This is a genomic window from Kitasatospora viridis (assembly GCF_007829815.1).
Classification (GTDB): Bacteria; Actinomycetota; Actinomycetes; order Streptomycetales; family Streptomycetaceae; genus Kitasatospora; species Kitasatospora viridis.
In genome coordinates, this window is record NZ_VIWT01000001.1 from 382402 (window position 1) to 399750 (window position 17349).

16 protein-coding genes are annotated in these 17349 nt (G+C 74.5%); 5 read left to right on the forward strand and 11 right to left on the reverse strand.

Annotated features, from left to right (window positions below; translation table 11 throughout):
• Positions 1–132: 132 nt before the first annotated feature.
• Together FHX73_RS01745 and FHX73_RS01750 are read right to left on the reverse strand one after the other, a co-directional pair.
• The gene (locus FHX73_RS01745) at positions 133–495 is read right to left on the reverse strand and encodes a VOC family protein (protein ID WP_145902915.1); all 363 of its coding nucleotides are present in this window, start codon (positions 493–495) and stop codon (positions 133–135) included.
• A 92-nt stretch (positions 496–587) separates the two neighbouring features.
• Positions 588–1193: an NUDIX hydrolase gene (locus FHX73_RS01750; RefSeq protein ID WP_211786109.1), complete on the reverse strand. Its 606-nt coding sequence runs from the start codon at positions 1191–1193 to the stop codon at positions 588–590.
• A 197-nt stretch (positions 1194–1390) separates the two neighbouring features.
• On the opposite strand from FHX73_RS01750, the gene FHX73_RS01755 reads away from it, so the two are divergent.
• Positions 1391–2560, forward strand: a complete 1170-nt coding sequence (locus FHX73_RS01755) for an exonuclease SbcCD subunit D (protein ID WP_145902916.1) — start codon at positions 1391–1393, stop codon at positions 2558–2560.
• Entirely contained in the window at positions 2557–5541 is a 2985-nt protein-coding gene (locus FHX73_RS01760; RefSeq protein WP_145902917.1) for an AAA family ATPase, read from the forward strand. The genes FHX73_RS01755 and FHX73_RS01760 overlap by 4 nt, the downstream gene beginning before the upstream one ends.
• Positions 5542–5548: 7 nt before the next feature.
• On the opposite strand, the gene FHX73_RS01765 is transcribed toward FHX73_RS01760, so the two are convergent.
• The 3 genes from FHX73_RS01765 to FHX73_RS01775 form a co-directional block, all read right to left on the reverse strand.
• Positions 5549–5743, reverse strand: a complete 195-nt coding sequence (locus tag FHX73_RS01765; RefSeq protein WP_145902918.1) for a hypothetical protein — start codon at positions 5741–5743, stop codon at positions 5549–5551.
• Positions 5744–5748: 5 nt separating this feature from the next.
• Positions 5749–6177 (reverse strand): secondary thiamine-phosphate synthase enzyme YjbQ, encoded by a 429-nt coding sequence (locus FHX73_RS01770; protein ID WP_145902919.1) that lies wholly within the window; start codon positions 6175–6177, stop codon positions 5749–5751.
• A 108-nt stretch (positions 6178–6285) separates the two neighbouring features.
• The gene (locus tag FHX73_RS01775) at positions 6286–6555 is read right to left on the reverse strand and encodes a hypothetical protein (RefSeq protein ID WP_145902920.1); all 270 of its coding nucleotides are present in this window, start codon (positions 6553–6555) and stop codon (positions 6286–6288) included.
• A gap of 664 nt (positions 6556–7219) precedes the next feature.
• On the opposite strand from FHX73_RS01775, the gene FHX73_RS01780 reads away from it, so the two are divergent.
• The gene (locus tag FHX73_RS01780) at positions 7220–8257 is read left to right on the forward strand and encodes a glycosyltransferase family 2 protein (protein ID WP_170304805.1); all 1038 of its coding nucleotides are present in this window, start codon (positions 7220–7222) and stop codon (positions 8255–8257) included.
• Positions 8258–8423: 166 nt separating this feature from the next.
• Positions 8424–9092, forward strand: a complete 669-nt coding sequence (locus tag FHX73_RS01785; protein WP_145902922.1) for a lysophospholipid acyltransferase family protein — start codon at positions 8424–8426, stop codon at positions 9090–9092.
• Here the strand turns inward: FHX73_RS01785 and FHX73_RS01790 are convergent.
• From FHX73_RS01790 to FHX73_RS01815, 6 genes are all read right to left on the reverse strand, one after another.
• Positions 9065–10915: an ABC transporter ATP-binding protein gene (locus FHX73_RS01790; RefSeq protein WP_246213301.1), complete on the reverse strand. Its 1851-nt coding sequence runs from the start codon at positions 10913–10915 to the stop codon at positions 9065–9067. The genes FHX73_RS01785 and FHX73_RS01790 overlap by 28 nt on opposite strands.
• Positions 10916–11052: 137 nt before the next feature.
• Positions 11053–11817 carry an SDR family NAD(P)-dependent oxidoreductase gene (locus FHX73_RS01795; protein ID WP_145902924.1) on the reverse strand — a complete coding sequence of 255 codons (765 nt, stop codon included), beginning with the start codon at positions 11815–11817 and terminating at the stop codon, positions 11053–11055.
• 59 nt (positions 11818–11876) lie between these two features.
• A complete protein-coding gene (locus FHX73_RS01800; RefSeq protein ID WP_145902925.1) occupies positions 11877–12953 on the reverse strand; it encodes a glycosyltransferase family 2 protein in 1077 nt (358 codons plus the stop codon).
• A gap of 91 nt (positions 12954–13044) precedes the next feature.
• Entirely contained in the window at positions 13045–13941 is an 897-nt protein-coding gene (locus FHX73_RS01805; protein WP_145902926.1) for an SDR family oxidoreductase, read from the reverse strand.
• The gene (locus FHX73_RS01810; protein WP_145902927.1) at positions 13938–14849 is read right to left on the reverse strand and encodes an alpha/beta fold hydrolase; all 912 of its coding nucleotides are present in this window, start codon (positions 14847–14849) and stop codon (positions 13938–13940) included. Before FHX73_RS01810 ends, FHX73_RS01805 begins: the two co-directional genes overlap by 4 nt.
• Complete coding sequence (locus tag FHX73_RS01815; protein ID WP_145902928.1) at positions 14846–16387, reverse strand: flavin-containing monooxygenase; 1542 nt, start codon at positions 16385–16387, stop codon at positions 14846–14848. Before FHX73_RS01815 ends, FHX73_RS01810 begins: the two co-directional genes overlap by 4 nt.
• Before the next feature lie 154 nt (positions 16388–16541).
• On the opposite strand from FHX73_RS01815, the gene FHX73_RS01820 reads away from it, so the two are divergent.
• A complete protein-coding gene (locus FHX73_RS01820; protein ID WP_342795276.1) occupies positions 16542–17303 on the forward strand; it encodes a MerR family transcriptional regulator in 762 nt (253 codons plus the stop codon).
• The last annotated feature ends 46 nt before the right edge of the window (positions 17304–17349 follow it).

Genomic DNA, 17349 nt, shown 5'->3' on the forward strand with positions numbered 1-17349 from the left:
GTTACTCAGTGGTACCAGTGGTCCCCGGACTCGGGAAGTGCCCATGCCAAAGTTGTTGACGCGAATTCTCGCGACGGGCCGCAGAGTTGGCCCCGATGTCGAAAAGTCGTCGCCTGGGACGTCGGTCGACAACTAATCGTCACAAACGACCTCAAGCTCAAATCCCTGACGGTCCACCAGATGTACGCTCTCACCGGCGTCCACCCGCAGCGTCCAGCCGGCCGCCAGGGCGGCGCTCACCGCCGCGCGCGAGCCGTGCACCGCGAGGTGGTTGAGCCCCGCGCGCATCCGGTCGTGCCCGCCGGGGCGCAGCGCCGGCGACTGCTCCACCACCAGGTAACTCTCCCCCAGCCGCCAGCTGCGGCCCGCGTCCCAGTGCTGGAACGGCGCGCAGCCCAGCGCCAGCAGCACCGGCGCCCACTGCTGCTCGGCGAGCACCAGGTCGTCGACCCACAGCTCGACGTGGTGGATCAACCCGCGGCGCGGACCGGACATCTGACTCCCCCTCGGGTGCTTCGCGCACGACACCGGTCGCACCGACCCTAACCGACCGCGGGGCCGCCCCGGGCCCGGACCGCGCGACGGCCTCACCCCTCCGGGAAGACCACGCAGCCGCCCATCGGGAGCTCCTCGATGACCTCGTTGGCCGCCGCCGGCACGCCCAGGCGCTCGACCGCCACCCGCACCGCCGCGCGCGCCTGGCGCAGGCCGGGCGTGCCCCAGCCGAGCAGCTCGACCGCCAGCCCGGGCGCGACCAGCAGCCGGCGGTAGTGCCGGCCGGACGCCGGGTCGGGCCGGCTCGGGCCCACCGAGCGCAGCGCCGCGGCCATCCGCACCCGGGCGCACTCGTTGCCGTTGTTCGCCGAACCGATCCGGTCGTAGAGGTAGCCCAGGTAGTGCGCCGGGCCGATCACGGCCTGCGCCTCCTCGCCGGCCTCCCGGGCCAGCGCGGCGCCCGGGTCGCCGCCGTCCTCCGCCTCCAGCGAGCCGCCCGGCAGGCTGACCACCCCGTCCTTGGGGTTGACCAGGGTCAGCACCCGGCCGTCCGGCGCGAACAGCCAGCCCCAGGACTGCTTCACCGGCAGCCAGGGCGGCACCTCCTCGGCCGGCCGCCACGGCCACCCGGCGGCCGGGCGGCGCCGGATGCGGCCGAGCAGCTCGGCGATCTCGGCGCTGTACTCGATCCGCTGCATGGGCCCCTCTCCGGCTCCGGGCCGGTCGGCCGACCGGCTGCGCGTCCAGCCCCGGGCCTTCGGAGTGGCATGCGGGGTCCGACCTGTTGATCTTCCCCGAACAGGCGGTCGATGAACAGCCCTCGCGCCCGCACGGGGCACACATCGGGCACACAACGGGCACGGGCCTGTCCGCGCCGCCCGCTAGGGTCGGGGGCATGCGACTGCTGCACACCTCCGACTGGCACCTGGGACGTTCCTTCCACCGGGAGAGCCTGCACGAGGCGCAGCGGACCTTCCTCGACCACCTGGTCTCGGTGGTCGAGACCGAGCGGGTGGACGCGGTCCTGGTCGCGGGGGACGTCTACGACCGGGCACTGCCCGGGCTGGAGGCGGTCGCGCTCTTCGACGACGTGCTGCACCGGCTGGCCGACCTGGCCGTGCCCACCGTGTTCATCAGCGGCAACCACGACTCGGCCCGCCGGCTCGGCGTCGGCGCCGGACTGATCCGCCGGGCCGGCATCCACCTGCGCACCGACCCGGGCTCGGTGGCCGCCCCGGTGCTGCTGGCCGACGGGCACGGCGAGGTCGCCGTCTACGGGCTGCCCTACCTGGAGCCGGTGCTGGTGCGCGAGCGGTTCGGGCTGGACCGCGGCGGGCACGCGGCGGTGCTCGGCGCGGCCATGGAGCAGGTCCGGGCCGACCTGGCGGCGCGGCCGGCCGGCACCCGGTCCGTGGTGCTCGCGCACGCCTTCGTCACCGGCGGCGCGGCCAGCGACAGCGAGCGGGACATCGCGGTCGGCGGGGTGGCGAGCGTGCCGGCCGAGCTCTTCGACGGGATCCACTACGCGGCGCTCGGCCACCTGCACGGCGCGCAGACCCTGGCCCCGCACCTGCGGTACAGCGGATCGCCGCTGGCCTACTCGTTCTCCGAGGCGCGCCAGCGCAAGACCATGTGGCTGGTCGACCTGGCGGGCGACGGCTCGGTCACGGCCGAGCGGATCGACTGCCCGGTGCCCCGGCCGCTCGCCTGCCTGCGCGGCACCCTCGCCGAACTGCTGGCCGGCGAGGAGTACGCCGAGCACGAGGACTCCTGGGTGCAGGCCACCCTGACCGACCCGGCCCGGCCCGGCGAGCCGATGGAGCGGCTGCGCCGCCGCTTCCCGCACACCCTGCAGCTGCTCTTCGACCCCGCCGAGCAGCCCGAGGACGCGCCGCTCTCCTACGCCTCCCGGGTCCGCGGCCGCGACGACCTGGAGGTGGCCGAGGGCTTCGTGCGCCACGTCCGCCCGGCCACCGGCCTCGGCACCCGCGAGCGCGCCCTGCTCCGCGAGGGCCTCGACCACGTGCGCACCGACCAGCAGACCCGGGCGGAGCTGCCGCGATGAGGCTGCACCGGCTCACCGTCACCGCCTTCGGACCGTTCGCCGCACGCGAGGAGGTCGACTTCGACGCCCTCTCGGCGGGCGGACTCTTCCTGCTGCGCGGCGCCACCGGCGCGGGCAAGAGCAGCCTGCTCGACGCGGTCTGCTACGCCCTCTACGGCGAACTGCCCGGCACCCGGCGGGCCAACCGGATGCGCAGCGACCACGCCGACCCGGCCGTGCTCACCGAGGTCCGCCTGGAGGTCACCCTCGGCGGCCGCCGGCTGGAGATCACCCGGCTCCCCGAGCAGCCCCGCCCCAAGAAGCGCGGCGCCGGCTTCACCACGGAGAAGCCGCAGACCCTGCTGCGCGAGTGGTCCGCCGACGCCGGCGACGGCGCCCCCGGCTGGCGCGCCGCCAGCCGCTCGCACCAGGAGACCGGCGAGGAACTGCTCCGCCTGGTCGGCATGAGCCGCGACCAGTTCTGCCAGGTGGTGCTGCTCCCCCAGGGCGACTTCGCCCGCTTCCTGCGCGCCGACGCCGGCCAGCGCGCCGAACTGCTCGGCAAGCTCTTCGACACCGAGCGCTTCCGGTTGCTGGAGGGCTGGCTGGGCGAGCGCCGCCGCGAGCAGGAGGCCGCCGTCCAGGCCGACCAGCACCGCCTGCGCGAGCTGATCAGCCGCACCGAGCAGGCCGCCGGCGCCGGCTGGCCCGCCGACGCCGCCCCCGAGCAGGCGCTCGGCTGGGCCGCCGTGCTGCGCGCCGACGCGGCCGAGGCCGGCACCGTCCGCGCGGCCGCCCTCGCCGCCGCCGAGCAGCGGCACGCCGCCGCCCAGCAGGCCCTGACTGAGGCCCAGGAGCTGGCCCACCGTCAGGCCGAGCACGCCGCGGCCGCCGAGCGCTGCGCCCGGCTGACCGCCGAGCAGCCCCGCGAGGCCGCCGAGCACGAGCGCCTCACCCTCGCCCAGGCCTCGCTGACCGTCGCCTCCGCGCACCGCCAGCACGCCCAGGCCGCCGCCGCCCGGCAGGCCGCCGACGAGGCCGAGCAGGCCGCCCGGGCCCGGCTCGCCCGGTTGACCGCCCGCACCCCGCTGCCCGCTCCCGACGCGGACGAGGCCGCCGTCCGCGCCGCCCTCGGCCGGCTGGAGGCCGCGGCCGCCGACGAGCGCCGGGCCACCGCCCTGGCCGCCGAGGAGCGCCGCGAGGCCGCCGAGCGCCGCCAGGCCGAGGAGATCGCCGACGAGGCCGACCGCTGGCTGGCCGAGCACCAGGCCGCCGACGCCGAGCACCGGCAGGACGAGGAGCGGCTGCGCGCCGCCGCGCTGCGCGCCGAACAGCTCACCGCGCAGCGCGCCGAGGCCGAGCAGCAGCACCGGGCCGGGCAGCGGCGGGACGCGGTGCGGGAGCGGATCGGCCTCTTCGAGCAGGACCTGTCGCGGCTGCGCCAGGACGCGTTGGACGCCCGCGAGCACACCCTCGACCTGCGCGCCCGCCGGCTGGACGGGATGGCCGCCGAGCTGGCCGCCGGACTCGCCCCCGGCGAGCCCTGCCTGGTCTGCGGCGCCGCCGAGCACCCGGCCCCGGCCGCCTCCGCCGCCGACCCGGTCAGCGCCGACGACGAGCGGAGCGCAGCCACCGCGCAGCTGCTCGCCGAATCGCTGCACACCCGCGCCGAGCAGGCCCTCACCGAGCTGCGCGTCCAGGAGGCCGCCGCGACCGCGAGCGCCGGCGAGCAGCCGGTCGCCGAGCTCGCCGCGCACCTCGCCGAGCTGGTCGGGCAGCACCGCGCCGCCCTGCACGCGGGCGAGCAGCTGACCGTCCTGCTCCAGCAGCGCGAGCAGGACGAGCGCCGGCTCCGGCAGCACACCGACCAGCTCCACGAGGCCCGCGAGCGGATCGCCTCGTGCTCCGCCGCGCTGGAGCGGCTGGCCGCCGAGCGCGCCGAGCTGGCCGGACGGATCGCCGAGGCCAAGGGTGACGCCCCGTCAGTGGCCGCCCGCGCCACCGCGCTGGCGGCCCTGGCCGACGCGCTCGCCGCCACCGCGCAGGCCGCCCGCACCGCCGAGCAGGCCGCCGCGCACCAGCGCGAGGCCGCCGCGGAGCTGGCCCGCACCGCCACCGCGGCCGGCTTCGCCGCGCCCGAGCAAGCGGTCGCCGCGGCCCTGCCGCCCGAGGAACTGGCCGAGCTGCGCCGACGGCTGGAGCAGCGCGCGGCCGAGCACCGGGCCGTCGAACAGACCCTGGCCCGCCCGGACCTGGTGGCGGCCGCCGCCGCGCCGCCCGCCGACCCGTCGGCCGCCCGGTCCGCGCTGGCCGCCGCCACCGACGCGCTGCGCGCCGCGAGCGCGGCCGAGCACACCGCCCGCGAACGGGTCGCCGCGCTGCGCTCGCTGGGCGCGGGGCTGGCCGCGCTGGCCCGCGAGGCGGCGCCCCGGCTGGCCGCGTTCGGCGAGATCAGCCGGCTGGCCCAGCTGACCGGCGGCACCAGCGGCGACAACCGGCTGAAGATGCGCCTGGAGTCCTACGTGCTGGCGGCCCGCCTGGAGCAGGTCGCGGCGGCGGCCAGCGCCCGGCTGCTGCGGATGTCCGGCGGCCGCTACACCCTGGTGCACAGCGACGAGCGCGGCCCGGGCGGGCGGCGCTCCGGCCTCTCCCTGCTGGTCGTCGACTCCTGGACCGGCACCGAGCGGGACACCGCCACCCTCTCCGGCGGCGAGAGCTTCTTCGCCTCCCTGGCCCTCGCCCTGGGCCTGGCCGACGTGGTCACCGACGAGGCCGGCGGCATGCCGCTGGACACCCTCTTCATCGACGAGGGCTTCGGCACCCTGGACGAGCAGGCCCTCGAAGAGGTGATGGACGTCCTCGACGGCCTGCGCGAACGCGACCGCGCCGTCGGCATCGTCAGCCACGTCCCCGACCTGCGCCAGCGCATCCCCGCCCAACTCCTGGTCCACAAGACCCGCCACGGCTCCACGCTGCGCCCCACCACCCCCGAGGCGGGCTGACCGGGCGTCAGCCCGAGCACGCGCCCCGCTGGGCCTGCTGCCAGGCGCAGACGGGGCAGAGCGGGGCGCCGGGGGCGTCCGCCGGGTACTCGGTGGGGGCGGTGCAGTGGGTGCAGGGGGCCCGGGGGCCGTCGTCGGTGGCGGGGGTGAGGGCGCGCAGCGGGTCCTCGTCCGGGGCGGGGCAGTACGGGGCGGGGTCCACGGCGGTCAGCCGAGGAAGGAGAGGCGCAGGTTGCGGCGCGGGTTGTCGCCGTTGGTGTCGATCAGCACCACCGACTGCCAGGTGCCCAGGGCGAGTCGGCCGGCGATCACCGGGAGGGTGGCGTGCGGGGCGACCAGGCCGGGGACCACGTGGTCGCGGCCGTGGCCGGGGCTGCCGTGGCGGTGCCGCCAGCGGTCGTCGGCGGGGAGCAGGTCGCGCAGCACGGCGAGCAGGTCGTCGTCGCTGCCGGCGCCGGTCTCCAGCACGGCGACGCCGGCGGTGGCGTGCGGGACGAAGACGTTGAGCAGGCCGTCCCGTCCGGCGGCCACCTCGTCGAGGAACGCGGCGCAGCGGTCGGTGACGTCCAGGGCGACCTCGCGGTCGCCGGTGGTGATGTCGAGCACCCGGCTCTGGAAGGTGGAGGTGGTGGCCATGCCGCCATCCTCCGCCGCGGCGGTGCCCGGGGACAACCACCGTCTCACGCGTCGGCGCATGACGATGACCCGATGGGGCAGTCGCTCCATCGGGTCAGCGGACCGCGGTCAGCCCCGGCTGCCGAACAGGCTGCGCTTGAGCCGCCGGAGCGGGGCGAGCAGTCGGATCCGGGTGGTGCTGCGACGCGGCGCCGCCTGGGTGCTCACGCCACGGGGCGTCAGTTCCCTTATCAAGCCGAGTGCCTCCGCGGTGTCGACCGAGGAGAGCGCGGGCGCACCGAGCACCGAGAGGTGCCGGTCGATCCGCCGGCCGGTCGCTCCGGCACCGCACTGGATCGCGGGCACGCGGGGCCTGGGCCGAACTTGCATGTGTTCCATGAGTATTCCCACCCCTACGAGGCGCCAGGGCCGTGAGGCGAAGACTATCCGTGAGAGACGGTCCTCACGCAACCGTCCTGGTGTTCTGCCACCGTATCGTGTGATGACAACTCACGTGGCATCAGGTCCCCCTGGCTCGGTCACGACTGCGCATCGATGCACGGACCGGGGTTTGTGCTGACGGTTCGTCAACAAGTGGCATCCCCCGCCGACCGCCGTCCTCCCCTCGTCCGCGCCGCGTGCGCCCCCTGATGCATCCCCAACGGCAGGCCCGACCACACCCCGGCCTCATTATTCAGAAACTGAACGCAAACGGGGGATTGACGCGGGCGTTACATCCAAGCAGTATCTGAACCGACGCGCGAGGAACGGCCACGGGCCAGGCTCACCGTTCGACCGCGTTCGATAGATGAACACATTATGTGAGTGCTTCCACCACTTCCTGGATCCAACTGTCCGGCCGCCTCGACGCTGCGGCGGCCCGGCTCCAGGCGGTGGAGGATCGGCGGCAGGCCGTTGAGGGTCGGCCGAGCCGCCACAACCGACTGCCGGTGCCACCCGCCCCCCGGGTCGTGGCACCGGCGGTCGCCGTTTCCGGGCCCGCACCGGGTTCCGGGGGCACACCCCTTCCGGGACTAGAGTGGCCGGGTCACAGCGCAGCCCCGTGGAGAACAGGAAGACCGTGCCACCCCTGCTCAGCATCGTCATCCCCGTCCACGGCGTCGAGAAGTTCCTCCCCCGCTGCCTGGACTCCGTCCTCGACCCGGCCACCGGCGAGGGCGAGGTCGAGATCGTCGCGGTCGACGACCTCTCCCCCGACAAGTGCGGGGCGATCCTGGACGAGTACGCCTCCCGGGACGACCGGCTGCGGGTGCTCCACCTCACCGAGAACCAGGGCCTCGGCGGCGCCCGGACGGCCGCACTGCCGCACCTGACCGGCGAGTTCGTCTGGTTCGTGGACAGCGACGACTGGCTGCCGGACGGCGCGCTCGCCGCCGTGCTCGCCGAACTGCGCGCCGAGCGGGCCGCCTCGGTGCCGCTGGACGTGCTGATCACCGGCTTCAACCACGTCTACCCGGACGACAGCACCGAGCCCAACCCCTGGCGCCACCTGCTGGCCGGCTCCCCGCTGGAGTCCGCCACCGGCAGCACCCTGCGGGCCCACCCGGCCCTGCTGCGCACCGTGCTGTCGGTCTGGAACAAGGTCTTCCGCCGGGCCTACCTGACGGGCCTGGAGGTCTCCTTCGGGCGCGGCTACTACGAGGACATCTCGGTCACCTACCCCGCGCTGATGGCCGCCGGCCGGCTCCGCTACCTGGACACCGCCTGCTACAACTACCGGCGCGGCCGCTCCGGCGCGATCACCGCCACCGCCTCGCCCAAGCACGCCGACGCCTTCGCCCAGTACGACGCGATCTTCGCCTTCCTGGACCGCCGGCCCGAGCTGGCCGACCTGCGCACCCTGGCCTTCGAACGGACCGTCAAGCAGGCGCTGACGGTCTACGACTCCGCCGGCCTGGTCCCGACCGAGCTGCGCGGCGAGTTCTTCCGCCGGATCACCGCCCACTTCGCGGCCCACCGCCCGGCCGACTACCGCTTCCCGGGCGGGGTGACGGGCGTTCAGTACCGGCTCGCCGCCAAGGGCAGCCGGCGCGGGTACGACGAGCTGCGCCGGGCCGGCCGCCTGCTGCGCGGGCGCTGACGGGGCGTTCCGCACCGGTGCTGAGCGCCCGTCACCACCCCCGGCAGCCGGGTCGACCCACCGCTCGGACGGTCTTCCCCTCCCACCGGGCGCGGATGATATGAAGGACGCTTCGACCAAGTGACCGGCCGGTAACGCCGATCCGACCGGCACCCCGGAGGGACAGATGATCAAGCTCATCACCAAGCTGCTGCTCAAGCCGCTCTCCAAGGCGGTCTACCGGCCGAGCATCGAGGGCCTGGAGAACGTGCCCCGCAAGGGCGGGGTGATCCTGGCCAGCAACCACCTCTCGTTCATCGACAGCGTGGTGATCCCGCTGACCGCGCCGCGGCCGATCAGCTTCCTGGCCAAGGTCGAGTACTGGCAGGGCACGGGCCTCAAGGGCCGGGTGATGCGCGGCTTCTTCGACGCGATCGAGGCGGTCCCGGTGCGCCGCGGCGAGGTGCACCTGGCGCAGGCCGCGCTGGACTCCGCGCTGGAGGTGCTGAACAGCGGCAAGGCCTTCGGCATCTACCCGGAGGGCACCCGCTCGCTGGACAAGCGGCTCTACCGGGGCAAGACCGGCGTGGCGTGGCTGGCCCTGACGGCCGGCGTGCCGGTGGTCCCGGTGGCCCTGGCCGGCACCGACGAGATCCAGCCGGTCGGCACCCGCCGCCCGCGGATCCGCAAGGTCACCGTGAAGTTCGGCGAGCCGCTGGACTTCTCGCACCTGCACGGCCAGGCACGCAACGCGCGGGTGCGCCGCCAGGTCACCGACGAGGTGATGGCGGCCATCCACGAGCTCTCCGGCCAGGAGCTGGCCCAGGTCTACAACGAGGTGCCCAAGGCCGCTTGAGCGACCAGCTCCTCCTCCGCCACCGGCTGCTGCCCCTCCCGGCGCAGCAGCGCCGCGTACCGGCCGCCGAGCTCCAGCAGCTCCTCGTGGGTGCCCAGCTCGGCCACCCGCCCGTGGTCGAGCACGGCGATCTGGTCGGCCTGCCGGACGGTGGAGAGCCGGTGCGCGATCGTCACGGTGGTCCGGCCGACCGCCAGCTCGTCGATCGCCTGCTGCACGGCGCGCTCGGTCTGGTTGTCCAGCGCGCTGGTGGCCTCGTCCAGGATCAGCACCGGCGGGTTGCGCAGGATCGTGCGGGCGATCGCCAGCCGCTGCTTCTCGCCGCCGGAGAACCGGTAGCCGCGCTCGCCGACCAGGGTGTCGTAGCCCTCCGGCAGACCGGCGATGTGGTCGTGGATCTGGGCCGCCCGGGCGGCGGCGACCAGCTCCGCGTCGGTCGCGTCCGGCTTGGCGAACCGCAGGTTGTCGGCGACCGAGGCGTGGAACAGGTAGGTCTCCTGGGAGACCACGCCGACCGCGGCGGACAGCGTGGCGAAGGAGAGGTCGCGCACGTCCACGCCGTCCAGGGTGACCCGGCCGCCGGTCACGTCGTAGAGCCGGGGCACCAGGTAGCTCAGCGAGGTCTTCCCGGAGCCGGTCTCGCCGACCAGGGCCAGCGAACCGCCGGCCGGCACGGTCAGTTCGATGCCGGCCAGGGTGCCGGCCGGCTCCTCCGCTTCGTAGCCGAAGTCCACCGCCTCGAACCGCACCTCGCCGCGCACCCGCTCCAGGGTGACCGGCTCGGCCGGCTCCTGGATCTCCACCGGCAGGTCCAGGTACTCGAAGATCCGCTGGAAGAGCGCCATCGAGGTCTGCACGTCCACCCCGGTGGAGAGCAGCGAGACGGCCGGCCGGAACAGCTGCTGCTGCAGCGAGACGAAGGCGACCAGGGTGCCGATCGAGACCAGCGGCGCGCCGTGCGCGGAGGCCAGGCCGGCCGCCCAGTAGATCACCGCGGGCATCGCGGACATCACGATGCCGATCGTGTTCATCCGCCACCGCCCGGCCATGCTGGAGCGCACCTCCAGGTCGGCCAGCTGGTCGGACTGCCCGGTGAACTCCCGGGCCAGCGAGTCGGAGCGGCCCATGGTGCGGCCGAGCAGGATGCCGCTGACCGAGAGCGACTCCTGCACCGCGGAGGACATCACGGCCAGCTGCTTCTGCCGCTCCGAGGTGATCTGCTTGCGCTCCCGGCCGACCCGGCGGCTGATCCAGACGAAGAGCGGGAGCAGCAGCAGCGAGACCACGGTGAGCCGCCAGTCCAGCGCGACCATGGCGACCACGGTGGCGACCACCGCGGTCAGGTTGGACACCAGCGAGGTGGCGGTGGAGGTCACGGTGGCCTGCATGCCGCCGATGTCGTTGGCGATCCGGGACTGCACCTCGCCGGTGCGGGTGCGGGTGAAGAAGGCCAGCGACATCCGCTGCAGGTGGGCGTAGACGGCGGTGCGCAGGTCGTGCATGACCCGCTGGCCGACCGTGGTGGAGATCAGCGTCTGCAGCACGTTGAAGACGCTGTTCACCACGGCGGCGCCGATCATGCCGAGCACCAGCAGGCTGAGCAGGCCGGTGCGGCCGTGCGGGATCGCGGTGTCCAGCACGGCGCGCAGCAGGAACGGGGTGACCACCGAGACCACGGCGGAGGCGCCCACCAGCAGGCCCACCACGGCGAGCCGGCCGCGGTAGGGCTTGAAGAGCCGCAGGATCCGGCCCAGCTGGGCGGGCGGCTTGGGCTCGCCCGGCCGGCGCGGGGGCGGGGTCCAGTTGATGCGGTCTTCCCGCACGGGCACCTCCAGGCGCTGGGGTCCCCCGGCCGGAGGCTGGGGGACGATGACATGGCGAGGATAGCTCATTGTTAGCTCTGCTAATAATGAGTGAGGCCCGCAGATTGTTCCCGTCGAGCGCCCTGGTACTCCCCTTCTCAGTACTCCCGCCCGGCCTTGCTGGACACCTTGCCCAGCCGCCCCGCCGGCAGCAGCCGGGCCAGCGCGACCGCCAGCTTGTAGCGCCGGCTCGGCACCGAGACGCTCCGCCCGCGGGCCAGGTCGCGCAGCGCCTCGTCCACCACCCGGTCCGCCCGCAGCCAGGCCCAGGCGGGGATGTTCCCGGTGCCCATGCCGGCCCGCTGGTGGAACTCGGTGTGCACGAAGCCCGGGCAGAGCGCCATCAGCCGCACCCCGCTGCCGCCCAGGTCGCGCAGCACGCCCTGGGTGAAGCTGACCACCCACGCCTTGCTCGCCCCGTACGTGCCGCGCGGCACGAAGGCGGCCACCGAGGCGACGTTCACCACGCCGCCGAAGCCCCGCTCGCGCATCCCCGGCACGGCGGCGCCGGTCAGCCGCAGCACCGCCTCGACGTGCACCTTGAGCATGTCCAGCTCGGCCTGGAGCGGCACCTCCAGGTAGGCGCCGCGGTTGCCGAAGCCGGCGTTGTTGACCAGGATCCCGACCGGCCGCCCGCCGTCCCGCAGCCGGGCCTCGACCGCGCCGATCCCGTCCTCGGTGGCCAGGTCGGCGGGCAGCACCTCGACGGCCACCCCGTGCCGCTCGCGCAGCGCGGCGGCGGCCTCGTCGAGCCGCTTGGTGTCCCGGGCGACCAGGACCAGGTCGTGGCCGTCCTTCGCGAGCCGGCGGGCGAAGGCGGCGCCGAGCCCGGCGGTGGCGCCGGTGATGAGGGCAGTTGTCATGCGCCGAACCTACCGGCCCCGGCCCGGCGGGGCCTAACGGTTCATCACATGAAACGGTGTCAGAGCTGCCGGGTCGGCGCGACCGGCATCGGCTTCGGACCGGACTGCCGGGCGGCCGCCTTGCGGGCCTTGCGGTAGAGCCGGTGCACCCGCTGGAGCGCAACCAGCCGCTCGATCCGGTCGTCCAGGGTCAGCTGGTACTTGAGCTTGGCCGGCGCGCTGCGCAGGCCCTCGATCCGCGCCACCCCGATCGCCCGGAGCAGCCGGCTGACGTGCTCCTGGTAGAGCTGCCGGTAGGCGCGGTCGCCCTCCGGCAGCCACCAGAAGAACATCGGGATCTCCTCGACCAGGCAGTTGTGGTCGTAGGAGTCCAGGTAGCCGCGGAACTCCGGCTCGGGGCGGGCCGAGAGCCACTCGCGGACCAGCTCCATCGAGCGGACCCGGTCCACCAGGCCCCTGGGGTTGGTGTGCCCCTGGGTGATCGAGACCTCGCCGACCTCGCGCTCGCGCCAGTGGTAGATGTGCTCGCCGAGCACGTCCACCCGGTCCGCCAGGTAGTGGTGCGGCACGCTGACCGGCGCGTCCTCGTAGAGGATGCCCTCCGGGTAGAGCACGCCGGCGCCGTCGAAGAAGCTGCGGCGGTAGACCTTGTTCCAGGCGGTGCGGTCGGTGACCAGCGCGGGCAGCTCGGTCACGTGGGTCTTCAGCCGGGTCTCGCGGAACGGCTTCAGGTGGGCGCCGGACTGGTAGTAGCCGATCGAGCGGAACCGCAGCACGTTGCCGGTGCAGAAGTCCGAGCCGGTCTCGTCGAGCGTCTCGACCATCAGCTGGTAGGCGTGCGCGGGCAGGGTGTCGTCGCTGTCCACGAAGGCCAGGTACTCGGTGCCCTCGGCGAGGTGGCGCCAGCCGGTGTTGCGGGCCGCGCCCAGGCCCTTGTTCTCCTGGCGGACCAGCCGGAACCGCGGGTCGCGGGCCGCGTAGGCCTCGGCGATCTCGGCGCTGGAGTCGGTGGAGCCGTCGTCCACCATGACGCACTCGAAGTCGTCGAGGGTCTGCGCCGCGATGGAGTCGAGGCACTCCTTGAGGTAGCGCTCGACGTTGTAGACCGGGACGACGACGGAGAGGCGGGGGGCCATCGGCGGGGCGGGCCTTTCGATCAGGAGAGCTGTGCCCGGCGGGGGCGCACGGGCCAGATCCTACCGTCCGGCCCGGGCGCCCCCGCCCGGGTCACGGCCGGTGCCCGCGCCGCGCGGCCTCGTCCGCCGCACCGCCCGCGCCGACCGGGCGCAGCCGCTCCAGCGCGGTGGCCGCCAGCTTGGGCGCCATCCGGGCCACCTCGCGCGAGCCGACCGCCGCCACCAGCGTGGGCAGCATCCAGCGCACCGGCTGCATGCCGCGCAGCCAGGCCTGCGCGTAGACGTGCGCGGAGCGCCGGGCCAGGCCCGCGACCAGCCGGTCCACGGCCGGGCCGATCGGGTAGGTCCGGTTGGCGGGCCAGGGCAGCTTGGAGCGCATCTCGCGCATCACGTCGTCCTGGTCGGCGCCGCGCACCATGTCGGTGTCGGTCCAGCTCAGGTAGCCGACACCGACCTTGACGCCCCGGTAGGCGACCTCGGCGCGCAGCGCGTGCGCGAAGGCCTCCACGCCCGCCTTGCTGGCGCAGTAGGCGCTCATCAGCGGGGCCGGGGTGATCGCGGCCAGCGAGGCGATCTGCAGGTAGTAGCCGCGCGACTGCTCCAGCGCGGGCAGGAAGGCCCGGGCGGTGGTCGCGCTGCCCAGCAGGTTGACCTCGACCACCCGGTTCCAGACGGCCGGGTCGCTGTCCAGCAGCGGGCCGCCGATCGCGATGCCCGCATTCGCCACCACGGTGTCGATCCGGCCGTACTGCTCGGTGATCCGGCGGGCCACCTCGGTCATGCCGTCCAGGTCGGTGACGTCGGCCTCCCAGTGGCTGGCGCCCGGCCCGCAGAGCGCGGCGGCGGCCTTCAGCTCCTCGGGCTCCAGGCCGACCAGCGCCACCTTGGCGCCCCGGTCGGCGAGCTTGCGGGCCATCAGCGCGCCCAGCCCCCGGGCGGCCCCGGTGATCACGACGACCTGCTGGTGCAGCGGCGGGTTGGCGGTCATGCGGCATCGGTCCTCTCGGTGGCCAGGTGACGGGTCACCAGGCGGCGGATCTCGGCGGCCACCTCGGCGGGGCGCTCGGCGGGGGACATGTGGCCGGTGCCGGGGAGCCGGAGCAGGCCGTCGGGGTTGGGCAGTGCGGCGATCATGGCATCGGCGTGCGGGGGCGGGGTCAGTTTGTCCTGCTCGCCGACCAGCACGGCGGTGGGCGCGGCGAGCCGCTCCAGGCCGTCCCGGACGTCCAGTTCGCCGAGCACCCGGGCCCAGCGCGCGCGGACGGCGGTGGGGCAGGCGAAGACGGTCTCGGCGGTGGCCCGCACCTGCTCGGGGGTGCTGGCCGAGCCCATCACGGCCTGCTTGAGCACCGCCTTGCTGACCCGGGTGATCGGGCCCATCGGGAGCCGGGAGAGCAGGATCCGGCGGTGCAGGAAGCGGCGCGGGCCGGCCGGCACGGCGGCGGGCAGCACCCGCAGCCGCTCCACCAGGTGGGCCGGGCCGGTGCTGCAGAGCAGCGCGGCGGCGGTGCGCTCGGCGACGGCGGGGCGGTCGCCGGCCGCCATGATGGTCATTCCGCCCATGCTGTGACCGACCAGCACGGCCCGCCGCCCGGCGGGGACGGCGGCGGTGAGCACCGCCTCCAGGTCGTCGGCCAGGGCGGTGGTGGAGTAGCCGCGCGGGGTGGGCGGGATGTCGCTGCGGCCGTGGCCGCGCTGGTCGTAGGCGATCAGCCGGTGGTCGGCGGCCAGCCGGTGGATCACCGGGGCCCAGAACCGGGTGGAACAGGTCCAGCCGTGCGCGAGCAGCACCGGCGGGGCGTCCTCGGGGCCGTAGGCCTCGACGTTGATCCAGTGGCCGTCGGCCGAGCGGATCCGGCGGCGCTCGGCGGGCTGCGGCAGCTCGTAGTGGCTCACGCGGTGGCCTCCTGCTTCGTGGCGGCGGGGGCGGGCTGACGCTTGATCAGCTCGTACTCCGTCAGGTCGATGCGCTTGGTGGCGCGGCGGTAGGAGCCGGTGGAGCCGGGCCACAGGGTGGTGTTCTTGCCGCTCTCGGTGAGGTACCAGCTGCGGCAGCCGCCGGTGGTCCAGACGGTGCGGGACATCTTGTGCTGGAGCCGCTGGTTCCAGTGCCGCTGGGCCCGCTCGGTGGGCTGCAGCGCGGTGGCGCCGACCGACTGGAGGGTGGTCAGCGCCTCCACCAGGTAGGTCAGCGAGGACTCGATCATCAGGATCATCGAGCTGTTGCCGAGGCCGGTGTTGGGGCCGATCACCAGGAACAGGTTGGGGAAGCCGCGCACCGTGGTGCCGCGCAGCGCCTCCATGCCCTCGGGCTTCCACTCCTCGGCCAGGCTCTGGCCCCGGTCGCCGAAGACCCGGCCGGCGATCGGCGTGTCGGTGACGTGGAAGCCGGTGCCGAAGACGATCGCGTCGGCCTCGGTCTCGGTGCCGTCCTCGGCCACCAGGGTGGAGCCGCGCACCTCGCGCAGGCCGCTGGCGACCACCTCGGCGTTGGGGGCGGCGAGCGCCGGGTAGTAGCTCTGACTGAGCAGGATCCGCTTGCAGCCGATCCGGTAGTCGGGGGTCAGCCGGGCCCGCAGCGCCGGGTCGGCGACCTGCTGGGCGAGGTGCCGCTCGGCCATCCGCTGGACCAGCCTGAGCAGGCCGGGGCGCCGGACGAAGGCGTCCACCTGGAGCTCGCGGGCGGCGAACAGCGCGGCCCGGCGCAGTGCGGTGGTGGCCGGCACGGCCCGGTGGATCCGCTTCTCCAGCTCGGTGATCCGCCGGTCCAGCTTGGGCAGCACCCAGGCGGGGGTGCGCTGGAAGACCGTCAGCTCGGCGACCTTGGGCTGGATGGACGGGACGATCTGGATCGCCGAGGCGCCGGTGCCGATCACGGCGACCCGCTTGCCGGTCAGGTCGAGGTCGTGGTCCCACTGGGAGGAGTGGAAGACCTGGCCGGGGAAGTCGGCGAGGCCGGGGACGGCCGGGATCTGCGGGTCGGAGAGCGGGCCGGTGGCGGAGACCAGCGCGTCGCAGGTCCAGCTGCCCCGGCTGGTGCTGACCCGCCAGCGGGCGTGCTCGGCCTCCCAGCGGGCCTCGGTGACCTCGTGGCCGAGCCGCAGGTGCGGGCGCAGGCCGTAGGTGTCGGTGACCCGCTCCAGGTAGTCGCGGATGTCCTGCTGGCCGGAGAAGCTGCGCGGCCAGTCGGGGTTGAGCGCGAAGGAGAAGGAGTAGAGGTGCGAGGGGACGTCGCAGGCGCAGCCGGGGTAGCTGTTGTCGCGCCAGGTGCCGCCGACGGAGTCGGCCCGCTCCAGGATCACGAAGTCGGTGATCCCGGCGCGGCGCAGGCGCACTCCGGCGCCGATGCCGCCGAATCCGGATCCGATGACGACGACCCGCAGGTGGGGGGCGGGTTCGGGGGTGCGCGGGGTGGGGGTACGACGGGCTGCCATGCGGGTCCTCGTTTCGGGGGGCGAGGCGAGCGTAGAGGAGGCGTGATCGTGCCAGTGATTACTGGCGCGATTGGCAGAGTAGCTGTTGACAGCGAATCTAGTAAGGGGTCGGGAGAGGCGGAATTCCCGCACGCCGAGCCCTATGCTGGGCCCCGTGGCGCAGACCGAGAACGAGCCGGAGCAGGCCCGCGAGTACCGGGTGGAGGAGCTCGCCGAGGCCGCCGGGATCACCACCCGCACGCTCCGCTTCTACCGCGAGCGCAAGCTGCTCCCGCCACCGCGCAAGGAGGGCCGGATCGCCTGGTACGGCGAGGCCCACCTGGCCCGGCTGCGGATGATCGCCGAGCTGCTGGAGCGCGGCCACACCCTCGGCGGCATCGCCGAGCTGATCGGCGCCGGCGAGCGCGGGCGCGAGGTGGCCGAGCTGATCGGCCTGGCCGACGCGATCATCTCCCCCTGGTCCGACGAGACCCCGGTCTCGCTCGGCTGGACCGAGCTGCGCGCCGCCTTCGGCGACCAGCTGACCGAGGCCAACACCGCCGAGTCGCTGGCCCAGGGCTACATCACCGTCACCGACGACGGGATCACCCACGTCAGCCGGCGGCTGATGGACGCCACCGTGGCCCTGGTCCACGAGGACATCCCGCTGGCGGCCGTGCTCGACACCGCCCGCAAGGCGCAGGAGTTCGCCGACGCGATCGCCGAGGTGTTCGTCGGCCTGATCCGCGACCAACTGCTCGGCGCGCTCGCCGCGGAGGAGCCGCTGCCGCCGGGCGAGGCGGCCCACCTGACCGAGCAGCTGCACCGGATCCGCCCGCTGGCCCGCACCGTGGCCGACGCCCAGATCGGGCTCGCCCTGGACCGCCGGGTGCGCGCGGAGTACGAGGAACTGCTGCGCCGTCACCGGACGGGGTGACGCCCCCTCAGGCCCCCACCGTTCGCCGGGCTGGGGAAGGTCGCAC